This is a genomic window from Kribbella sp. NPDC051620, from assembly GCF_044453825.1.
Taxonomy (GTDB): Bacteria; Actinomycetota; Actinomycetes; order Propionibacteriales; family Kribbellaceae; genus Kribbella.
In genome coordinates, this window is record NZ_JBITDB010000008.1 from 205185 (window position 1) to 222027 (window position 16843).

The following is a 16843-nucleotide window of genomic DNA, read 5'->3' on the forward strand; positions in this document are numbered from 1 at the left end:
GTCCAGGTGGACCTAGTAGCGAACTTCCAGCGGCAGATCGAGCAGTTCGAAGAGCTCGGCTCGCCCATGTACGCCGACCTGCTCCGGCGGGTCGTGGACGACTATGAGCTCGGTGGCGTGTCCAGCCGGATCCTGGCCGGCTGCGAGGACCTGCCACAGGACTATGTGGTCGCGCTGCCGCTGCTGGGCGCCGTGCATCGCATGGTGCTGGCAGGGGAGGCCCCCGAGCTTGCCGTGTTCTATCCGAGCGTCGGGGGCGAGTGGGACCCAGTGCTCGGCTGGGAGGCGTTCGAGCAGTTGCTGTCCGCGCGGGTGCCGGAGCTGCGCAGTCTGCTTTCGCAGGTGCCACAGACTAACGAGGTCGGGCGGTCTATCGCTCTCTACGGTGGGCTGCTCCGGCTGCTCGAGGATGTGCCGTTGCCGGTGCGACTGCTGGAGATCGGGTCCAGTGCTGGGCTCAACCTGCGGGCGGACCAGTACCGCTACTTGGCGGACGGGGCGAGCTTCGGGCGGGCAGACAGTCCGGTGGTGTTCGAGGATGCCTGGTCGGGGCGGCCGGTGGTGGCCGCCCCGGGGTTGCGGATCGCGGAGCGGGTCGGTAGCGACGTTGCTCCGGTGGACGCGTTGAGTGAGGGCGGTGCGCTCACGCTGACCTCCTATGTGTGGCCGGATCAGCTTGGCCGGCTGGAGCGGCTGCGGGGTGCTCTGGCGATCGCCCGGTCGGTACCGGCGGACGTACGGCGTGAGGACGCGGTGTCGTTCCTGCGCAACGTGGAACTGTCCGAGGGGCACGTCACGGTCATCTGGCACTCGGTCATGTGGTTCTACCTGAAGCCGGACGAGCAGGCAGAGGCCACGGCACTGATCGCAGCGCTGGGGGAGCGGACCACCGAATCGGCGCCGCTTGCGCATCTACGGCTCGAACCCGACCGGCGTACACCGGACTCGGAACTCGAGTTCCTGGTCGTCCTGGAGACCTGGCCGGGCGGTTCGCGCCAGATCCTGGGCAGCTCGGGCGCGCACGGGCTACCGGTTCGCTGGGAATGAGACCCTCCCTCAGCACGCCGCGCGATCCTGCAGCTGTTGGCGACGCCTCTGAGGGGTTAACTCATCAGGTGGTGGAGAGGGGTGCGGTGGTCAGTCGGTGAGGGCTGCGACGAGGGTGTCGGTGAGCTCGGCGGCGTACCGGCCGTCGGGGTCGAGGTCCGGGTCGAAGATGCCGATGTCGAAGCCGACGCATTTGGGTGACGCGAGGATCGGCTTCAGGAGCTCGCGCAGGTGTTCATGTTGCAGGCCGCCGGGGTCCGGGCTGTCGACCGCCGGCATCACCTCGGCGTCCAGGATGTCGACGTCGAGGTGGACCCAGAAGCCGTCGAGGTCGTCGCGCTCGAGGTGTTGCAGTACGCCGGTAGCGGCGGCTGACGGGTTGTCGATGACGGTGAGCGCCGACCAGTCGGGGATGCCCGCTGCTTTGAGGCTGTCCAGGTAGGCCTCGTCCTCGCGGTAGCCGAGCATCACGGCGTCGGTGTCGCGGACGTACGGCTTCAGCCCCTCCAGATCGGTGAGATCGTCCTGCCCGCGCCCGGTCACCAACGCGAGCGCCTCGCCACCGGCCGCCCCGACATACGCGTCGTTGTCGACGGTACGGAAATCCGAATGCCCGTCGAGATAAACCACCCCGTACCGCCCCCGCCGCCGCAACGCCAGCGCCGGCCCGAGCAAGTTGCTGCACTCCCCACCAAGCAGCACCACGAACTTGCCCTCATCAACCAACGCACCGACCCGATCGGCCAACCTGACCGAATACGAAGCCATCGCCGCCGCGTTGAACACCCCGTCCCCAGGCTGCCAATCCCCCCGGTCATACCGAGGCGGCGTCACACACCCCGCATCCCCAGCCCCGATCCGCTTCAAAAACCCCTGATCCCTGACCGCCCCCGCCAACTTGTAACACCCCGGCACCGCCCCCACCACCGGCGGCCGCAACCCCAAATTAGAAGGCCCATCCACCACAACTCTGCCCCGCCCCATGCCACCCTCCCTAACCGCTAACCACAATCTCCCGGTTAGCCGACCCTACTCCCGCCCTGGCCCACTCCGCCCCTTCCCAGGCCCAGCACTCCGCCCATTCCCAGGCCCAACATCCCGCCCCGGTGCCTGCCCGTGTCCCTCACCCGCTCCCCGCCCCCGAGCCCCATCCCCCAACACCGGCTGCCACCGAACAGCCCCCGCCGCCCCGGCCTGCCCACCCAAAAACCGCATCTCCGGATGCGCGTTCCCAGGGCTCGTCTTCCCGGGCCCCGTCTTCCCGCCCCCAGACCGCCCCGCCTCACCCACCTGCCGCCGCGGCTCCCGCCCAGCATGCGCATTCGGAGAGTCCACCGGAAACACTTCATTCGGCATCGCGTAGTAGTGCCGCCGAATCTCATCAACCTTCGAATTCAGCTTCTGCCGAATCTCCGCCGCGACGGTCACCCCGGTCTCGGCGGACAGGTCCTTGAGCATCGGCCATGCCCGGTGCGCCATCGCCCCGATCAACGCCGCCCGTACCTGCCTGCGGTGCTCCTCATGAAACGGCACGACCTCGGCCAGCCGATTCCGCAGCACGCCATCCCCGAGTTGATCGAAATGCATCACCCCTGGCCCGTGGGTTGCCTCATCGATGATGTCGAGGCGGCCCTTGGCGGGCCCCGAGGCCTGTTGAAGAAGGCCATCGGTCGCCGTGTACGCGCCGGGGTAGGACGGCGTGGGCAGTTCGAGTTCCGGATATCCGGCGCCGCGTGCGAATGCACCGAAGTCCTGCAGTGCTCGCACCTCGGCGAAACCCTCCATCAACCCCAGCGAGTGCTCCGACCGGACGGCGTTCGGTTCGTTCGGCGCGTCGGTCGCCATCCCCGCATGAGTCGCCTCGTGCAGCACGGTGGCCAGCGCCTGGGCCCGGTCCGCCGGCTCTGTGGGCGACGAGCCGGTCAGATGGAGCAGGGTTCGGTCTGCGGACAGGCGGATGTCGCCGGATCTCGGATCGAATGCGCCCAAGCGCTCAGAGTCCGTGGCGTAGAGGTTCCCGTTCCAGCGATCGACCGACGTCGGCCGCAGGCTCCGCGCGAGTCGGTAGAGCCGCGAGAGTTCCTGGTAGACAGCCGAATCGCGGGGGACGAGGCGGTCGGCCATGGATCAGTCCGTTGGCGGTGTGTAGCCGTCCAGCGGAAAGGTCGGATCGCGCAGCTCGTTCTCGATGTGCTCCAGTGCTCGTGTCATCGCGCGAATGTGCGGGGCCTCGTCCGGCGCCGCGCGATCGGCGATGGCCCAGATCTTGCGGCGGGCTTCTTCGAGGGCGGCGATCTTTTCCTCGGTGGTGCCGTCGGCGGGGTAGGAGTCGGCGTGGATCTGGCCGGCCTCGTGGTAGAGGGCACTCCACTGGCGTGGTGGCGGCTCGGGCTTGGCCAGGTCCTCGGCCATCCCGAGTGCGAAGGCGAGGTCGTCCGCGGAGGCATCCTCGGGGATGAGGGCTCGGAGCTTCTGCTGCTCCGCGGCGATGTCGGCGCCTTGCTCGCGAATCCTGTCGCGGGCACGCAGGAACGCATTGTTGAAGGCGTGCAGGTCCAGGGGCATGGGGAAGACGATAGCTAGTGGGGTGGGGGTGTGGTGGGAGTTATCCACAGGGTTGGGGGGCCGGTAGACTTGGGGAGTTGCCTGGGGGTTGGGGTGACTGTCTGCTCCACCGGAAGAAACGGACTGTGTTCTCGTGTTCGACACGCTTTCTGATCGCCTGTCCGCCGCGTTCAAGAATCTGCGCGGCAAGGGCAAGCTGACCGACGCCGACATCGACGCCACCGCCCGGGAGATCCGGATCGCGTTGCTGGAGGCCGATGTCGCGCTGCCGGTGGTGAAGGACTTCATCGCGGCGGTCAAGGAGCGGGCCAGCGGCGCCGACGTGCGCGGCGGGCTGAACCCGGCGCAGCAGGTGATCAAGATCGTGAACGAGGAGCTCGTCACGATCCTCGGTGGTGAGACGCGTGAGCTGCGGATGGCCAAGCGGCCGCCGACGGTGATCATGCTCGCGGGTCTGCAGGGCGCCGGTAAGACGACGCTGGCCGGCAAGCTCGCGAAGTGGCTGAAGGAGACCAAGCACCAGACGCCGATGCTGGTCGCCGCCGACCTTCAGCGGCCGAACGCGGTGACCCAGCTCCAGGTGGTCGGCGAGCGGGCCGGCGTACCGGTGTTCGCGCCCGAACCGGGTAACGGCGTCGGTGACCCGGTCGACGTCGCCCGGCAGGCGATGGCGGAGGCGAAGAGCAAGCAGTACAGCGTCGTCATCGTCGACACGGCCGGCCGGCTGGGTGTCGACGAGGAGCTGATGAAGCAGGCCGCGGACATCCGCGACGCGGTCACGCCGGACGAGATCCTGTTCGTCGTCGACGCGATGATCGGCCAGGACGCGGTCACCACCGCGCAGGCCTTCCTCGACGGTGTCGGCTTCGACGGGGTCGTGCTGTCCAAGCTCGACGGCGACGCCCGTGGTGGCGCCGCGCTGTCGATCGCGCAGGTCACCGGCCGGCAGGTGATGTTCGCCAGCAACGGCGAGAAGCTCGACGACTTCGACGTCTTCCACCCCGACCGGATGGCGTCGCGCATCCTCGGCATGGGCGACGTGATGAGCCTGATCGAGCAGGCGGAGAAGTCGTTCGACGCCGAGGAGGCGGCCAAGACCGCCGCCAAGCTGCAGAAGAAGGGTGGCAAGGACTTCACCCTGGACGACTTCCTCGCCCAGATGCAGTCGGTCCGCAAGATGGGCCCGCTGACCAAGATCTTCGGCATGCTGCCCGGCGCGGCCCAGTTCAAGGACCAGCTGGAGAACTTCGACGAGCGCGAGATCGACCGGATCGAGGCGGTCATCCACTCGATGACCCCGGCCGAGCGCAACGACCCGAACATCATCAACGGCTCCCGCCGGCTCCGGATCGCGAACGGTTCGGGCACCGAGGTGGCCACCGTCAGCGGCCTGGTCGAGCGGTTCTTCGAGGCACGCAAGATGATGTCCGCGATGGCATCCGGCAAGGGAATGCCAGGAATGCCCGGTATGCCTGGCATGCCGGGAGCGGGTGCGGGCGGCCGGAAGGCAAAGCAGCAGGCCAAGAAGGGCAAGCCCAAGCGCGGTTCGGGCAACCCGGCCAAGCGCGCCAACCAGGGCTCCAGCGAGCCGGCCGCCCCCGCGGCGGGTCAGCTCCCGGCAGCCTTCGGCGGCGGTACGGGCGGGGACTTCGAGCTGCCGGACGACCTCAAGAAGATGCTCGGCGGGAACTGACAGGCCACCACACCAGGTAGCCGACCGATCCCTCTACATGGATCGGTCACTGAGCGCAAGTCTCCCATCGGGCAGCAACACGGACCCGTTCGTCCCCGGTTGCCCATGGCCTGCCGACGGCTAAGATCGTCACTACGCCCGAAGCACTCAGGTACTGCGGACTACGTCGTGAGGGACGGTCTGGATGAGGCAGCAGTTCAAGAACCTGGACACGTGGCGGGGCAAGCTGACCGCTGTCTGGGTCTGCATTGCGCCGCCGACGGCCCTGGTCGTCGTGTTCGTGGCCGGTGGGGTCACCTCGAACACGTTCATCGTCGACGCCCAGGCGCTCAGTCAGCCGCGCCAGGACACCGTCTTCGACGAGCTGGCCGGTGAGCTTCCGTCCGGCCCCGGCGTCGACGGCAGCATCCCGACCGAGCAGAGGTCCCAGATCGAGGTTCCGGTCACCGGCGCCGTCGACAGCCCCCAGCAGCCGACCACCGGTCTGCCGGGCGACGTGTCGGGCATCCCGGGCACCGTGCTGGCGGCGTACCAGAAGGCCGCGAACGATCTGGCCGTGGCGCAGCCGAACTGTGGGATCACCTGGCCACTGCTGGCCGGCATTGGCAAGGTCGAGTCCGCCCATGCGAGTGGTGGACGCGTCGACGCGAACGGTGTCACCCGCGGCAAGATCCTCGGCCCGGTACTCGACGGCGGCCCGGGGATGGCGGCGATCGCCGACACCGACCAGGGCGTGTACGACGGCGACGCCAAGTGGGACCGCGCGGTCGGCCCGATGCAGTTCATCCCCGGCACCTGGAAGTCCTTCGGCGCCGACGGCAACGGCGACGGCGTGAAGGACCCGCACAACATCTTCGACGCGGCCCGCGCGGCCGGTGACTACCTCTGCGCCGGCGGCGCGAACCTGAAGGACCCGGCAGGCCTGGTCCAAGCGGTACTGCGCTACAACCACTCGATGGACTACGTGTCCACCGTGCTGCGCTGGATGCAGACCTACAGCAACACCACCGTGACGATCCCGGACAGCACCGACCCGATCAGCCCGCCGGACGACAACGGCAACGTGCAGAACGACCCGACCCCGCCGCCGAACACGCCGGTGACGACGCCGCCGACCACCGCGCCGACCACTCCGGCCACGACGCCCAGCAAGACCCCGACGCTGACACCGACCCCGAAGCCGAGCCCCACCAATACCAAGGGGCCGAACGGTACGCCGAGCCGGCCAACGACCGTGCCGCCCAAGTCGACGCCGACTCCCACCCCGACGCCGACGCCGACTCCTACCCCGACCCCGACCCCGACCCCGACGCCGACGCCCACTCCGACGCCGACGCCGACTCCTACCCCGACGCCGACTCCCACCCCGACGCCGACTCCTACCCCGACGCCGAACCCGGAGCCGACGGCCTGCCAGCCAGGTGAGACGGTCCCGGCGCCCAACGAACCGAACCCGACGTGCACGGTGCCGCCGACGGTGCCCCAGGAAACGACCGCGGCGCCGCAGGAGACGGGCACCCCGGCTGCCTCGCTGAGCTCCACGCCGGCCTGACCGAGCACCCTGACCCGGCCCGATCGAGCCCCCCGACCTAGGCTGGCTCACTGCCTCCGCGCCGCCCTGAAACAACCCGCTGAGCTGCCCCGCGATGGCCCAGCGAGCGCCCCTGAAACGGCCTGCTGACCGGTCGGTGAGACCTGAAATCGGGTCGTGAACGTTAAGATTTCCCATCGCCGGGGTTGATCGGAGCGGGCCGACAGGGTCCTGCTAAGCGTGACCGGCTGCCGTTCGGCGCAGATCTCGGACCGCTGGGCTATCGGCTCAGGTAACTTTCCGTCGTTCCTCGGTAACTTTCTGGCGCGTGGGTCGTTGGGGGAACTATGCGCCTAACCCGTAGTGGAAACCGTCGGGTCAAAATAATCATCGCTTCACTGTGCACGGCCCCCCTGCTGGTAGGGGCGATCGTGACAGTCGCCTCGGGCGGAGCCGGTGCCTCCGGCCAGCTCGCGGCGGACAGCCCGGTCGCCCCTTCGCCTGGGGCCGGTCTGAACAGCGGTGAATTCGACGAACTGACCATGATCGTCCCGCAGCGTCCAGGAGTGGACGGCCGGATCGGATCTGACAAACCTGCCCGGGCCGACGTGCCCGTCCAGGGAGCCACCGACGGCCGGTCCGTGGTCCGGCCGGGACGTCCCGGTGCCGTCAACGGCATCCCTCGCGGGGTCTTCCCCGCCTACCGTCGCGCCACCGCGAATCTCGCCGTGGTCCGCCCCAACTGCGGTCTCACCTGGCCGCTGCTCGCCGGGATCGGCAAGGTCGAGTCCGACCACGCGTCCGGTGGCAAGGTCGACGTGGCCGGCACCACCCGTGGCAAGCTGCTCGGCCCGGTGCTGAACGGCAAGCGCGGCACCGGCCGGATCAAGGACACCGACAAGGGCCGGTACGACGCCGACCTGGTCTGGGACCGCGCGGTCGGCCCGATGCAGATCGTGCCGGGCGTCTGGAACGAGTTCGGCGCCGACGGCAACGGCGACGGCTTCCGCAACCCGAACAACGTGTACGACGCGGTCACCACCGTCGCGGTCTACCTGTGCTCCGAGGGCGACGACCTGAAGCGCCCGCGCGACCTGGTCGCCTCGCTGCTGCGCTACCAGCACTCCAAGGACTTCGTCGCCACCGTCCTGCGCTGGATGCGCGTCTACAGCAAGAGCGCGGTCCTGGTGCCGAACCTCACCGGCAAACTGGCCACGCCCAAGACGACCGGCAACGTGGAGACCAACGTGGATCCGCGCGAGGTGCCGGAGGTGCCGGACGACCCGGGCACCACCGTGCCGCCGACCGCCAAGCCGAGCGTGCCGGTATCGACCGAGAAGCCGCCGACGATCCCGGACCCGATCGCCACGCCGACCGGTCGCCCGACCCGTCCGACGCACCCGCCGACCAAGCCGACGCCGCCGCCGACCTCGGACACCCCGACGCCGACGCCGACCCCCACGCCGACGCCGACCCCCACGCCCACCCCGACCGACACCCCGACGCCGACCGGGACCCCGTCCGGCTCACCGTGTGCCGCCGAGACGAACCCAACGCCCTGCACCGAAGGCAGCGGCACCCACGGCTAACAGCACCGGGCACGGCACCTCGCCGCACTGGGGCAAAGGCCACGATGGAAGGGCATCGAGGCCTTCGCCCCAGCACGCCGAGCTACCGCACCCAGCACCGCTAGCTATTGGCGAGTTATGGGTGGGGCGGCGTTCCGGTTACGGTCGCGGTATGACGATGGAGACCGGTGTACTACGGCTTGCCGGGGTGGTTTTGCCGGGTGGCGAGCAGCAGGAGCTTCACCTCAGTGGCGGGCTGGTCGTCGACAGGCCCGCCACTGCGGACGTCACCACCATCCACACGGGCGGCTGGATCGTGCCCGGCCTGGTGGACGCGCACTGCCACATCGGGCTGGACACGCATGGCCCGGTCGACAAGGACGTACAGGAGCAGCAGGCGGTCGTCGACCGTGACGCCGGCGCTCTGCTGGTCCGTGATGCCGGCTCGGCATCCGACACCCGCTGGATCGACGAGCGGGAGGACCTGCCCAAGATCATTCGGGCAGGCCGGCACATCGCCCGCTCCAAGCGCTACATCCGCAACTACGGCTGGGAGATCGAGCCGGACGAGCTGGTCGCGTACGTCGAGCAGGAGGCCCGCCGTGGCGACGGCTGGGTCAAACTGGTGGGGGACTGGATCGACCGCGACGCGGGCGACCTGACCGCCTGCTGGCCGCTAGAGGCACTCACTGCCGCGATCACCCGGGCCCACGAGCTAAACGCCCGGGTCACCGCGCACGTCTTCGGTGAGCACGCCCTGCCCGACCTACTCGCCGCCGGCATCGACTGCATCGAGCACGGCACCGGCCTACTGCCCGACATGCTCGACGACATGGCCGCCCGCGGCGTCGCCGTCGTCCCCACCCTCATCCAGCTCGAGAACTTCCCCCAGTACGCCGACCAGGCCGCCAGCAAGTTCCCCGTGTACTCCGACCACATGCGCGACCTGTACGCCCGTCGCCAAGACACCCTGCGCTCCGCCGTAGAGGCAGGCGTGCCCGTCTACGCGGGTACCGACGCAGGCGGCGTACTGGGCCATGGCCTGATCGCCCAGGAGATCCAGGCGCTCACCACCATCGGCCTGTCCGGCGAGCAGGCCCTGGCAGCCGGCTCCTGGTCGGCCCGGACCTGGCTGGGCGCCCCGGCCGACCTCAGCCCCGGCAGCCCGGCCGACCTGGTCGTGTACGCCGAGGACCCGCGCGCCAACCCGGCCGTCCTCAGCCACCCCGAATGCATCGTCCTGCGCGGCCGCATCTACCGCCCTTGACCCCTGAAAGTGGCAGGATCACGGCGGAACAGCTGAGTGACCGAACAATTTCACGCTGTGACGGGAAAAATTCACGTAACTACTGGCATCTGCGGAACTTTTTGCCCTACCGTGAGTCGCACCCGCCGACGCCCCTCGGTGGGACGCCCGTCGCGGGAGGCGCGACGGACGTCGCAAGGGAAGGAACGAACCCCGATGGGTAAGACCGCCCGAGTGCCCAGACTGACCGCGCTGCTCGCCGCAGCTGCCGCCGGAGCCATCGCCCTCAGCGGCGCGCTCCCCAGCACCGCAGCACCAGCGCCCGAACCGACCAGCTCCCAGCCAAGCCCGCGAACGGCAGGCGACCTGGCGAAGGCCTTCGATGTAGCCGCCGCCAAATACGACGTACCGCGCGAGGTACTGGTCAGCATCGGCTATGCCGAGTCTCACCTGGACGGCCACAACGGCCTGCCCAGCCAGGACAACGGCTATGGCCTCATGCACCTCGCCAGCAACCCGCAGAACCGGACACTGTCCGAGGCGGCCAAGCTGACCGGCCTGCCGGTTGAGCAGCTGTCCAAGGACTCGGCAGCCAACATCACCGGCGCCGCCGCCGTCCTCGACTCGTACGCCGACCAGACCGGCCTGAGCGGGGATGCCCGCACAGACCTGGCCAAGTGGTACACGGTCATCGCGAAGTACTCGCACTCCGCCGACGCCCCGACCGGTCGGCTCTACACCGACGAGGTCTACCGGATCATCGGTACGGGTGTCGGCTCGGTCGGGACTCAGCCGAAGAAGGTCACCCCGGACCGCGGCGCCTACGCCAAGGTGGCTCCGCTCGGCACCAAGAGCGCCTCGTCGATCCAGGCGGTCGACTACCCGGGCGCGATCTGGAACCCGGCCTGCACCTGCAACTACCGGGTCGGCCGGACCAAGGCGATCACGACTATCGTCATCCACGTCACCCAGGGGTCGTACGCCGGCACGATCAGCTGGTTCAAGAACTCCGCGGCCCAGGTGAGCGCGCACTACGTGATCCGGTCCAGCGACGGCCAGGTGACCCAGATGGTGGCCGAGAAGGACACCGCCTGGCATGTCGGGTCCGAGAATCCATACACGGTCGGTATCGAGCACGAGGGCTTCGTGGACCAGCCGTCCTGGTTCACCGATGCCATGTACCGCTCGTCGGCCGCAGTGACCAGGAACATCGCCGAGCGCCGGGGCATCCCGAAGGACCGGGCCCACATCAAGGGTCACTCCGAGCTGCCCAACCAGACCCACACGGACCCCGGTCCGAACTGGAACTGGACCTATTACATGCAACTGGTGAACGGCGGGGACCCCAACCCGCCGACCTACAACTTCACCACCTACGGCAGCGGCGTCCGGGTCCGTACGGAGCCGAAGCTGACCGCCGCGATCATCACCGAGCTGCCCGGCCCGACCCAGGTGTTCGTCACCTGCCAGAAGCAGGGCGACACGGTCAACGCGGAGGGCACCACCAACAACTGGTGGGCCAAGCTGCGCGACCAGGGCGGCTACATGTCCAACATCTACATCCAGGACCCGAACCCGAAGCTCCCCGGCGTTCCGGTCTGCCCGTAGCGCAACCGGGCCCGGGGTCCATGCGGCCCCGGGCACCCGGGTGAAGAGTAGAGCCTGCTGTACCGACGTGAGCCGCCCTGTTGCGTCAGGATCGATACTGACGACGACGGAAAGGCTCCTGTGATGCTGACGAAGATCCTGGCCCGCGGCGGCCCGGCCAGCGGTTACCTGTTCATCCGGTACCTGAAGGGCATCACGCTGCTGGCCGCACTCCCGATCAGCCTGCTGCTGGGCTGGTTCATCCCCGGTGCCACCGCCGGGCTGGTCAAGCTGGCCAACAGCGAGCGGTACCGGGCGTCGCGCTACCTGAAGCAACCGCCCGCGGTTCCGCTGCCCGACGCCCAGCCGCGTCAGCCCGGCGACCTGGTGACTCTCTTCAAGGACAAGTCGTTCGTCCGCAGCCTGCGGCTCCTGCTGATGCCGCCGGTCGTGATGGTCGAGCTCTTCGTGGCGGTCTTCGCGATCTTCTCCGTGCCGTCCGCGATCATCTCGATGGTGCTGTGGCCGCTCGACAACGAGATCTCCATCCTCGGCGTCCCGATCGACTCCTTCTGGAAGGCCTCGGTCTTCGGGCCACTGCAGATCCTCATCGGCCTCGTCTTCCTCGGCTGGGTCGCCCCCGCCGTCGCCCGCGGCCATGCGAACGCAGTACTCGGCCTGCTGGCGCCTAGCGCGCAGGAGCTGGAGACAGCGCGGCTCAACCAGCGGGTGGAGGAGCTGACGCGGACCAGGGCCGGTGCTGTCGACTCGCACGGCGCCGAGCTGCGGCGGATCGAGCGGGACCTTCACGACGGTACGCAGGCGCAGCTGGTCTCCCTGGCCATGCGGATCGGTATCGCCAAGCAGGCGATGGCGGATGACCCGGAGAAGGCCGCCAAGATCCTCGACGACGCCAGGGACGGCGCAGAGCAGGCCATGACAGAGCTACGCGGCGTACTGCGAACCATGTACCCGCCGATCCTGGCCGACCGTGGCCTGGCCGGTGCTGTCTCGGCCCTGTGTGCCCGGAGCACGATCCCAGTGGAGCTACGGGTAGGCGAGCTCGGCACGGTCCCCGCGCCCGTAGAGGCCGCCGCGTACTTCGTAGTCGCCGAGTCCCTCACCAACATCAGCAAGCACTCCGCTGCAGGCCATGTCGACGTACTGCTCGAGCGGCGCGGCCCTGAGCTCTACCTGGCCGTCACCGACGACGGCATCGGCGGTGCCCGAGTCAGTGAGCAGGCCGACCTACTGGGCCGGGGGAGCGGGCTGCATGGCATGGTGCACCGGGTGGAAGCTATCGATGGACGGATGGAACTGCAGAGCCCGATCGGTGGGCCGACGACGGTCGAGGTGATCCTGCCGTGCGAGTAGTGATCCTCGAGGACAACCCGATCCTCGCCGAAGGGCTCGGCCTGCTGCTGGGCAACTCCGGGTTCGAGGTGGCCGCTGTCGCCGGTGACGCCGACGAGTTCGCCACGGCGGTCGCCGAGCACGAGCCGGACATCGCGGTGGTCGATGTCCGGCTGCCACCGACCTTCACCGACGAGGGGCTGCGGGCAGCGATCGAGGCTCGTCGGCTGCGACCGGGCTTCCCGGTGCTCGTCTTCTCGCAGTACGTCGAGGAGGTGTATGCCGCCGAGCTGCTGGCCGCAGGCAGCGAGGGAGTCGGCTACCTGCTCAAGGACCGGGTCTCCCGGGTCGACGAGTTCATGGAGGCCGTACGCCGGGTCGCTGCCGGCGGCACGGTCCTCGACCCCGAGGTCGTCAGCCAGCTGATGGTGAAGCGCAGCGACCCGCTGGAGCGCCTGACGCCGCGCGAGCGCGAGGTGCTCGCCCTGATGGCCGAGGGCCTCGGCAACACCGCGATCGGGCAGAAGCTGGTGATCAGCGAGGGCGCCGTCCACAAACACGTCGGCAACGTCTTTCTCAAGCTCGACCTGCCACCAACCGACTCGGGCCACCGCCGCGTCCTCGCCGTTCTGGCGCACTTGGGCCTCTGACCACTTCCGGTCAACACCTTGACGACTTGTAGCCACTAGGACACTCTCGGGTACGAGAGCGCTCTCACCGCACCGATCCGCCCCTAGGTGAGGAGAGTCAGATGAAGGTTCTAGCTGTCGCCGTGCTTGTCGCAAGCTCGGTGGCCGTACCGTCCCAAGCGCTGGCCACACCCGACCAGCCACTCGCAGTACCTCAGCAGCAGGCAGCCATGCAGGCTGACCTCGGCCTGACCGAGCAGCAGGCCAAGGACCGGCTCAAGGCCGAGTCAGTGGCTACCAAGCTCGTCCCCATCGCCCAGCGCGCTGCCGGAGCAGCCTTCGGTGGTACCTGGTACGACGCCGCCCGGCAGCGACTGGTCGTCGGAGTGACCAGCGCGGACGTAGCGGACGCAGTACGGGCTACTGGCGCCGACGTTGCCGTAGTACCGGCTACTGCCAAGCAGCTCGACCAGCGCAAGGCTGCTGTCGACAAGCTGGCCGGGAAGGCCGTACCTGCCGCAGTGAGTGGCTGGGCCGCTGACCCACGTACAGGCAGTGTGGTCGTGAATGTCCAAGCAGGTAAGCGATCCCAGGCCGTCAACGCCTTCGTGGCCAAGCTGGCCAACGCCAAGGCCGGAGCGGTCACTGTCCGGGAGGTAGCGGCCCAGGCGCCACGTACCTTCGCCGCCGGCACGGTCGGGGGAGACCCGTACTACACCGGCAACGTCCGCTGCTCGATCGGCTTCTCCGTGTACGGCGGATTCGTCTCGGCCGGCCACTGCTCGCCAGGTGTCGGCGCCAGGACGTGGGGCTGGGACAGGTCGAACCAGGGTTTCTTCCGAGGCGCATCGTTCCCCGGCAACGACTACTCCTGGGTCCAGATCGACAGCGGCTGGTGGACCGTACCGGTAGTGCTCGGCTGGGGGCAGGTCAGCGACGCGCTGGTCCGCGGCTCCTGGGAAGCCCCGATCGGTACGTCGGTCTGCCGCAGCGGGTCGACCACCCACTGGCACTGCGGCACTGTCACCGGTAAGAACGAGACCGTCAACTACGGCAACGGCCAGCTCTTCTACGGCGCCACCAAGACCAACGTGTGCGCCGAGGGCGGCGACTCGGGTGGCTCCTTCATCACCGGTGACCAGGCCCAGGGCGTGACCTCTGGTGGCTGGGGCAACTGCAGCAGCGGTGGTGAGACCTGGTTCCAGCCGGTCAACGAGATCCTGAGCACCTACGGGCTCACACTGCACACCGCCTAGAAACAGAACGAAGGCCGGCCCACCCCCAGGGTGTGGGCCGGCCCTCGTCAACTCAACAGACCGGAACGCCTGGTAGTACCGCGTTCGGATCGTCGATGTAAATGTTGCTGACGAACCCGGCCGGGCTGGCCAGCTTGGCCCACCAGTTGTTGGTGTAGCCCTCCGCGTTGACCGTGTCGCCCTGCTTCTGGCAGAGCACCCGTACCGCGGTAGGCCCACTCAGCGTGGCGACGACCGTAGAGTTCAGGTACGCGTCAGAGCGGACCCGCACTCCGGAACCCCAGGTGTTGAAGGGCTTCCCGGGCTGGCTGCCACAGCCGTTGTCGCTGGTCAGGTAGTACTGGTTGTACGAGCCCGGGTACGCGAGTCCGGAGCCGTTGATGACGATGTTCTGGCCGACGCCGTTGTACAGCTGCTCGTAGTGGATGTGCGGCCCGGTCACGTTGCCGGTGGCACCGGTCACGCCGATCTGCTGGCCCTGGGAGACCTGGGCGCCCTCGGCAACGGAGTACGAGGAGAGGTGGAAGTAGTAGGTCTTCCAGCCGCCGCCGTGCTCGACGGCGATGTAGTTGCCTGCTCCACTCGGCTGTGAGAACCGGTGGGCGGTGCCGGCCGCAGAGGCCAGCACCGGGGTGCCGTTGGTGACCCCGCCGTCGGCACGGACGAAGTCGAGGGCGCGGCGGACCTCGGCCGAGTGATGCTGGTAGGTCCAGCGCTGACCGCAGGGGAACGGGGCCTTGAAGTTCGGCGCGGCCATCGCCTCGGTCGGTACCGCCACCAAGGTGGCGGCACCGACCAGGAGCGAGGCCAGAACGGCGAGTATTCGTCTGATGGGCACGGTGATCAGTCCTTCGGGGCGACCGGTCACGGATGGTGAGATCCGTGACGCTTGGAGTGATGTGCTCACAAGCTAGCGCAGGTCTCGTGACTTAGGAACTGATCATTCGGGTGAATCGTTAGTGATTAACCTGTGGTGGAAAGGCTTCCCTTTCGAGTCAGGCCGGGGTGTCGTCCGGCACTGCCTCCAGGGTCGGCGTCTTGCCGTTGCTGGACAGCGATTCGATCAGCTGCTTTGCCAGCGCGAAGCCCGAGCCGCCCATCGTGATCGTCTTGACCAGGGTGTCCTCGATGCCCTGGGCACCGTTCAGCACCACCATGTTGCCGACCTTCTCGAACGACGACGCGGCCGCGCGGACGATCTCCGGGTACGCCTCGGCGAGCTGCTGGGCGACGACGGCATCGGTGTTGGTGGCCAGCGCCTCGGCCCGCGCCTTGATACCGGCGGCCTCGGCCATCGCCTTGGCCTGGACGGCGAGTGCCTCGGCCTTACCGTTCAGCTCGGTCGCCTTCGCCTGCGCCTCACCGCGCAGAGTGACCTCGCGGGCCTGCGCCTCGGCGGCGGCGATCTGGGCGTCGCGGGCGGCCGCGGCCAGCGCGCGCTGCCGGTACGCCTCGGCGTCGGCCGGCTTGAGCACCGACGACTCCAGCTGCTTCTCGGCCAGCGACGCGTTCAGCTTCGCGGTCTCCGTCTCGGCGACCACGACCTCCTGGCGGGCCAGCGCCTCGGCCAGCGGGCCGGACTGGGACGCCTTCGAGTTCGCCTGGTCGACCTCGGCCTGGTACCCGGCCCGGGCGATCGAGCTCTGCCGTACCGCGGCGGCCTTGGCCGCCTCGGCGACCTGCTCGCGCTCGGTGGCCTCACGGTCCCGCTCGGCCCACGCGATCCGGGCCGCGGCCTCGACGGCGGCGGCCTGCGGACGGCCGAGGTTCTTGATGTAGCCCGACTCGTCGTCGATCTCCTGGATCTGCAGCGAGTCGACCACCAGGCCGAGCTTCTCCATGTCGCCGGCCAGCGAGCCGCGGATGTTCGTGGTCAGCGTCTCCCGGTCGTGCAGCATCTCCTCGACCGTGGTCGAGCCGACGATCGCCCGCAGATGACCGGCGAACAGCTCGTGGATCGTGCTCATCACCTGCTCGTCGCTCTGCTCCAGGAACCGCCGGGCCGCGTTCGCGATCGAGCCGTAGTCGTCACCGACCTTGTACGCCGTGACGCCCTTGATGTGCAGCGGAATGCCCTGACTCGACACGCAGGTGACCGTCAGCGGCGTGGCCCGGATGTCGAGCGGCAACCGGCGGACGGTCTGGAAGCCGGGCAGTACGGCGGTACCGCGGCCGACGACGATCTTGAAGCCGAGCGTCTCGTTGATCTGCTCCTGGCTCGAGTGCGCGCCGAGGCCGGAGATGATCAGGGCCTCGTTCGGCTCGGCCACCCGCCAGACCATCCGGAACAGGATCAGGAGGACCACCAGCGCGACGGCGCCGGTGATCAGGTACGTCCAGAGCATTTCCCCTCCAGGGAACAAATGAA

14 protein-coding genes are annotated in these 16843 nt (G+C 68.6%); 9 read left to right on the forward strand and 5 right to left on the reverse strand.

Annotated elements, in window-relative coordinates:
- The first annotated feature begins 6 nt into the window (after positions 1–6).
- Complete coding sequence (locus ACIA12_RS35975) at positions 7–1047, forward strand: DUF2332 domain-containing protein (protein ID WP_396371816.1); 1041 nt, start codon at positions 7–9, stop codon at positions 1045–1047.
- Positions 1048–1137: 90 nt separating this feature from the next.
- Here ACIA12_RS35975 and ACIA12_RS35980 read toward each other — a convergent pair whose 3' ends face one another.
- From ACIA12_RS35980 to ACIA12_RS35990, 3 genes are all read right to left on the reverse strand, one after another.
- Complete coding sequence (locus tag ACIA12_RS35980) at positions 1138–1815, reverse strand: arginase family protein (protein ID WP_396371817.1); 678 nt, start codon at positions 1813–1815, stop codon at positions 1138–1140.
- Positions 1816–2076: 261 nt separating this feature from the next.
- Entirely contained in the window at positions 2077–3171 is a 1095-nt protein-coding gene (locus tag ACIA12_RS35985) for a hypothetical protein (RefSeq protein ID WP_396371818.1), read from the reverse strand.
- 3 nt (positions 3172–3174) lie between these two features.
- Positions 3175–3612: a hypothetical protein gene (locus ACIA12_RS35990; RefSeq protein ID WP_396371819.1), complete on the reverse strand. Its 438-nt coding sequence runs from the start codon at positions 3610–3612 to the stop codon at positions 3175–3177.
- 133 nt (positions 3613–3745) lie between these two features.
- Here ACIA12_RS35990 and ffh point away from each other — a divergent pair, with 133 nt between their 5' ends.
- The 8 genes from ffh to ACIA12_RS36030 all read left to right on the forward strand — a co-directional run bounded on the left by ffh (position 3746) and on the right by ACIA12_RS36030 (position 14475).
- A complete protein-coding gene (ffh, locus tag ACIA12_RS35995) occupies positions 3746–5305 on the forward strand; it encodes a signal recognition particle protein (RefSeq protein ID WP_396371820.1) in 1560 nt (519 codons plus the stop codon).
- Between the two features lie 184 nt (positions 5306–5489).
- Positions 5490–6857 (forward strand): lytic transglycosylase domain-containing protein, encoded by a 1368-nt coding sequence (locus tag ACIA12_RS36000; protein WP_396371821.1) that lies wholly within the window; start codon positions 5490–5492, stop codon positions 6855–6857.
- Positions 6858–7267: 410 nt separating this feature from the next.
- Positions 7268–8425: a lytic transglycosylase domain-containing protein gene (locus ACIA12_RS36005; RefSeq protein WP_396371822.1), complete on the forward strand. Its 1158-nt coding sequence runs from the start codon at positions 7268–7270 to the stop codon at positions 8423–8425.
- Positions 8426–8576: 151 nt separating this feature from the next.
- On the forward strand, positions 8577–9671 hold the full coding sequence (locus tag ACIA12_RS36010; RefSeq protein ID WP_396371823.1) for an amidohydrolase family protein: 1095 nt from the start codon (positions 8577–8579) through the stop codon (positions 9669–9671).
- Between the two features lie 195 nt (positions 9672–9866).
- Positions 9867–11258 (forward strand): N-acetylmuramoyl-L-alanine amidase, encoded by a 1392-nt coding sequence (locus tag ACIA12_RS36015; RefSeq protein WP_396371824.1) that lies wholly within the window; start codon positions 9867–9869, stop codon positions 11256–11258.
- Between the two features lie 123 nt (positions 11259–11381).
- A complete protein-coding gene (locus ACIA12_RS36020; RefSeq protein ID WP_396371825.1) occupies positions 11382–12611 on the forward strand; it encodes a histidine kinase in 1230 nt (409 codons plus the stop codon).
- Positions 12602–13240, forward strand: coding sequence for a response regulator (locus tag ACIA12_RS36025; protein ID WP_396371826.1), 639 nt, complete (start codon positions 12602–12604; stop codon positions 13238–13240). Before ACIA12_RS36020 ends, ACIA12_RS36025 begins: the two co-directional genes overlap by 10 nt.
- A 101-nt stretch (positions 13241–13341) precedes the next feature.
- A complete protein-coding gene (locus tag ACIA12_RS36030; protein ID WP_396371827.1) occupies positions 13342–14475 on the forward strand; it encodes a S1 family peptidase in 1134 nt (377 codons plus the stop codon).
- 52 nt (positions 14476–14527) lie between these two features.
- Here the strand turns inward: ACIA12_RS36030 and ACIA12_RS36035 are convergent, their stop codons facing one another.
- Both ACIA12_RS36035 and ACIA12_RS36040 read right to left on the reverse strand, forming a co-directional pair.
- The gene (locus ACIA12_RS36035) at positions 14528–15313 is read right to left on the reverse strand and encodes a M23 family metallopeptidase (protein WP_396371828.1); all 786 of its coding nucleotides are present in this window, start codon (positions 15311–15313) and stop codon (positions 14528–14530) included.
- A gap of 157 nt (positions 15314–15470) precedes the next feature.
- The gene (locus ACIA12_RS36040) at positions 15471–16820 is read right to left on the reverse strand and encodes a flotillin family protein (protein ID WP_396371829.1); all 1350 of its coding nucleotides are present in this window, start codon (positions 16818–16820) and stop codon (positions 15471–15473) included.
- Between the last annotated feature and the right edge of the window lie 23 nt (positions 16821–16843).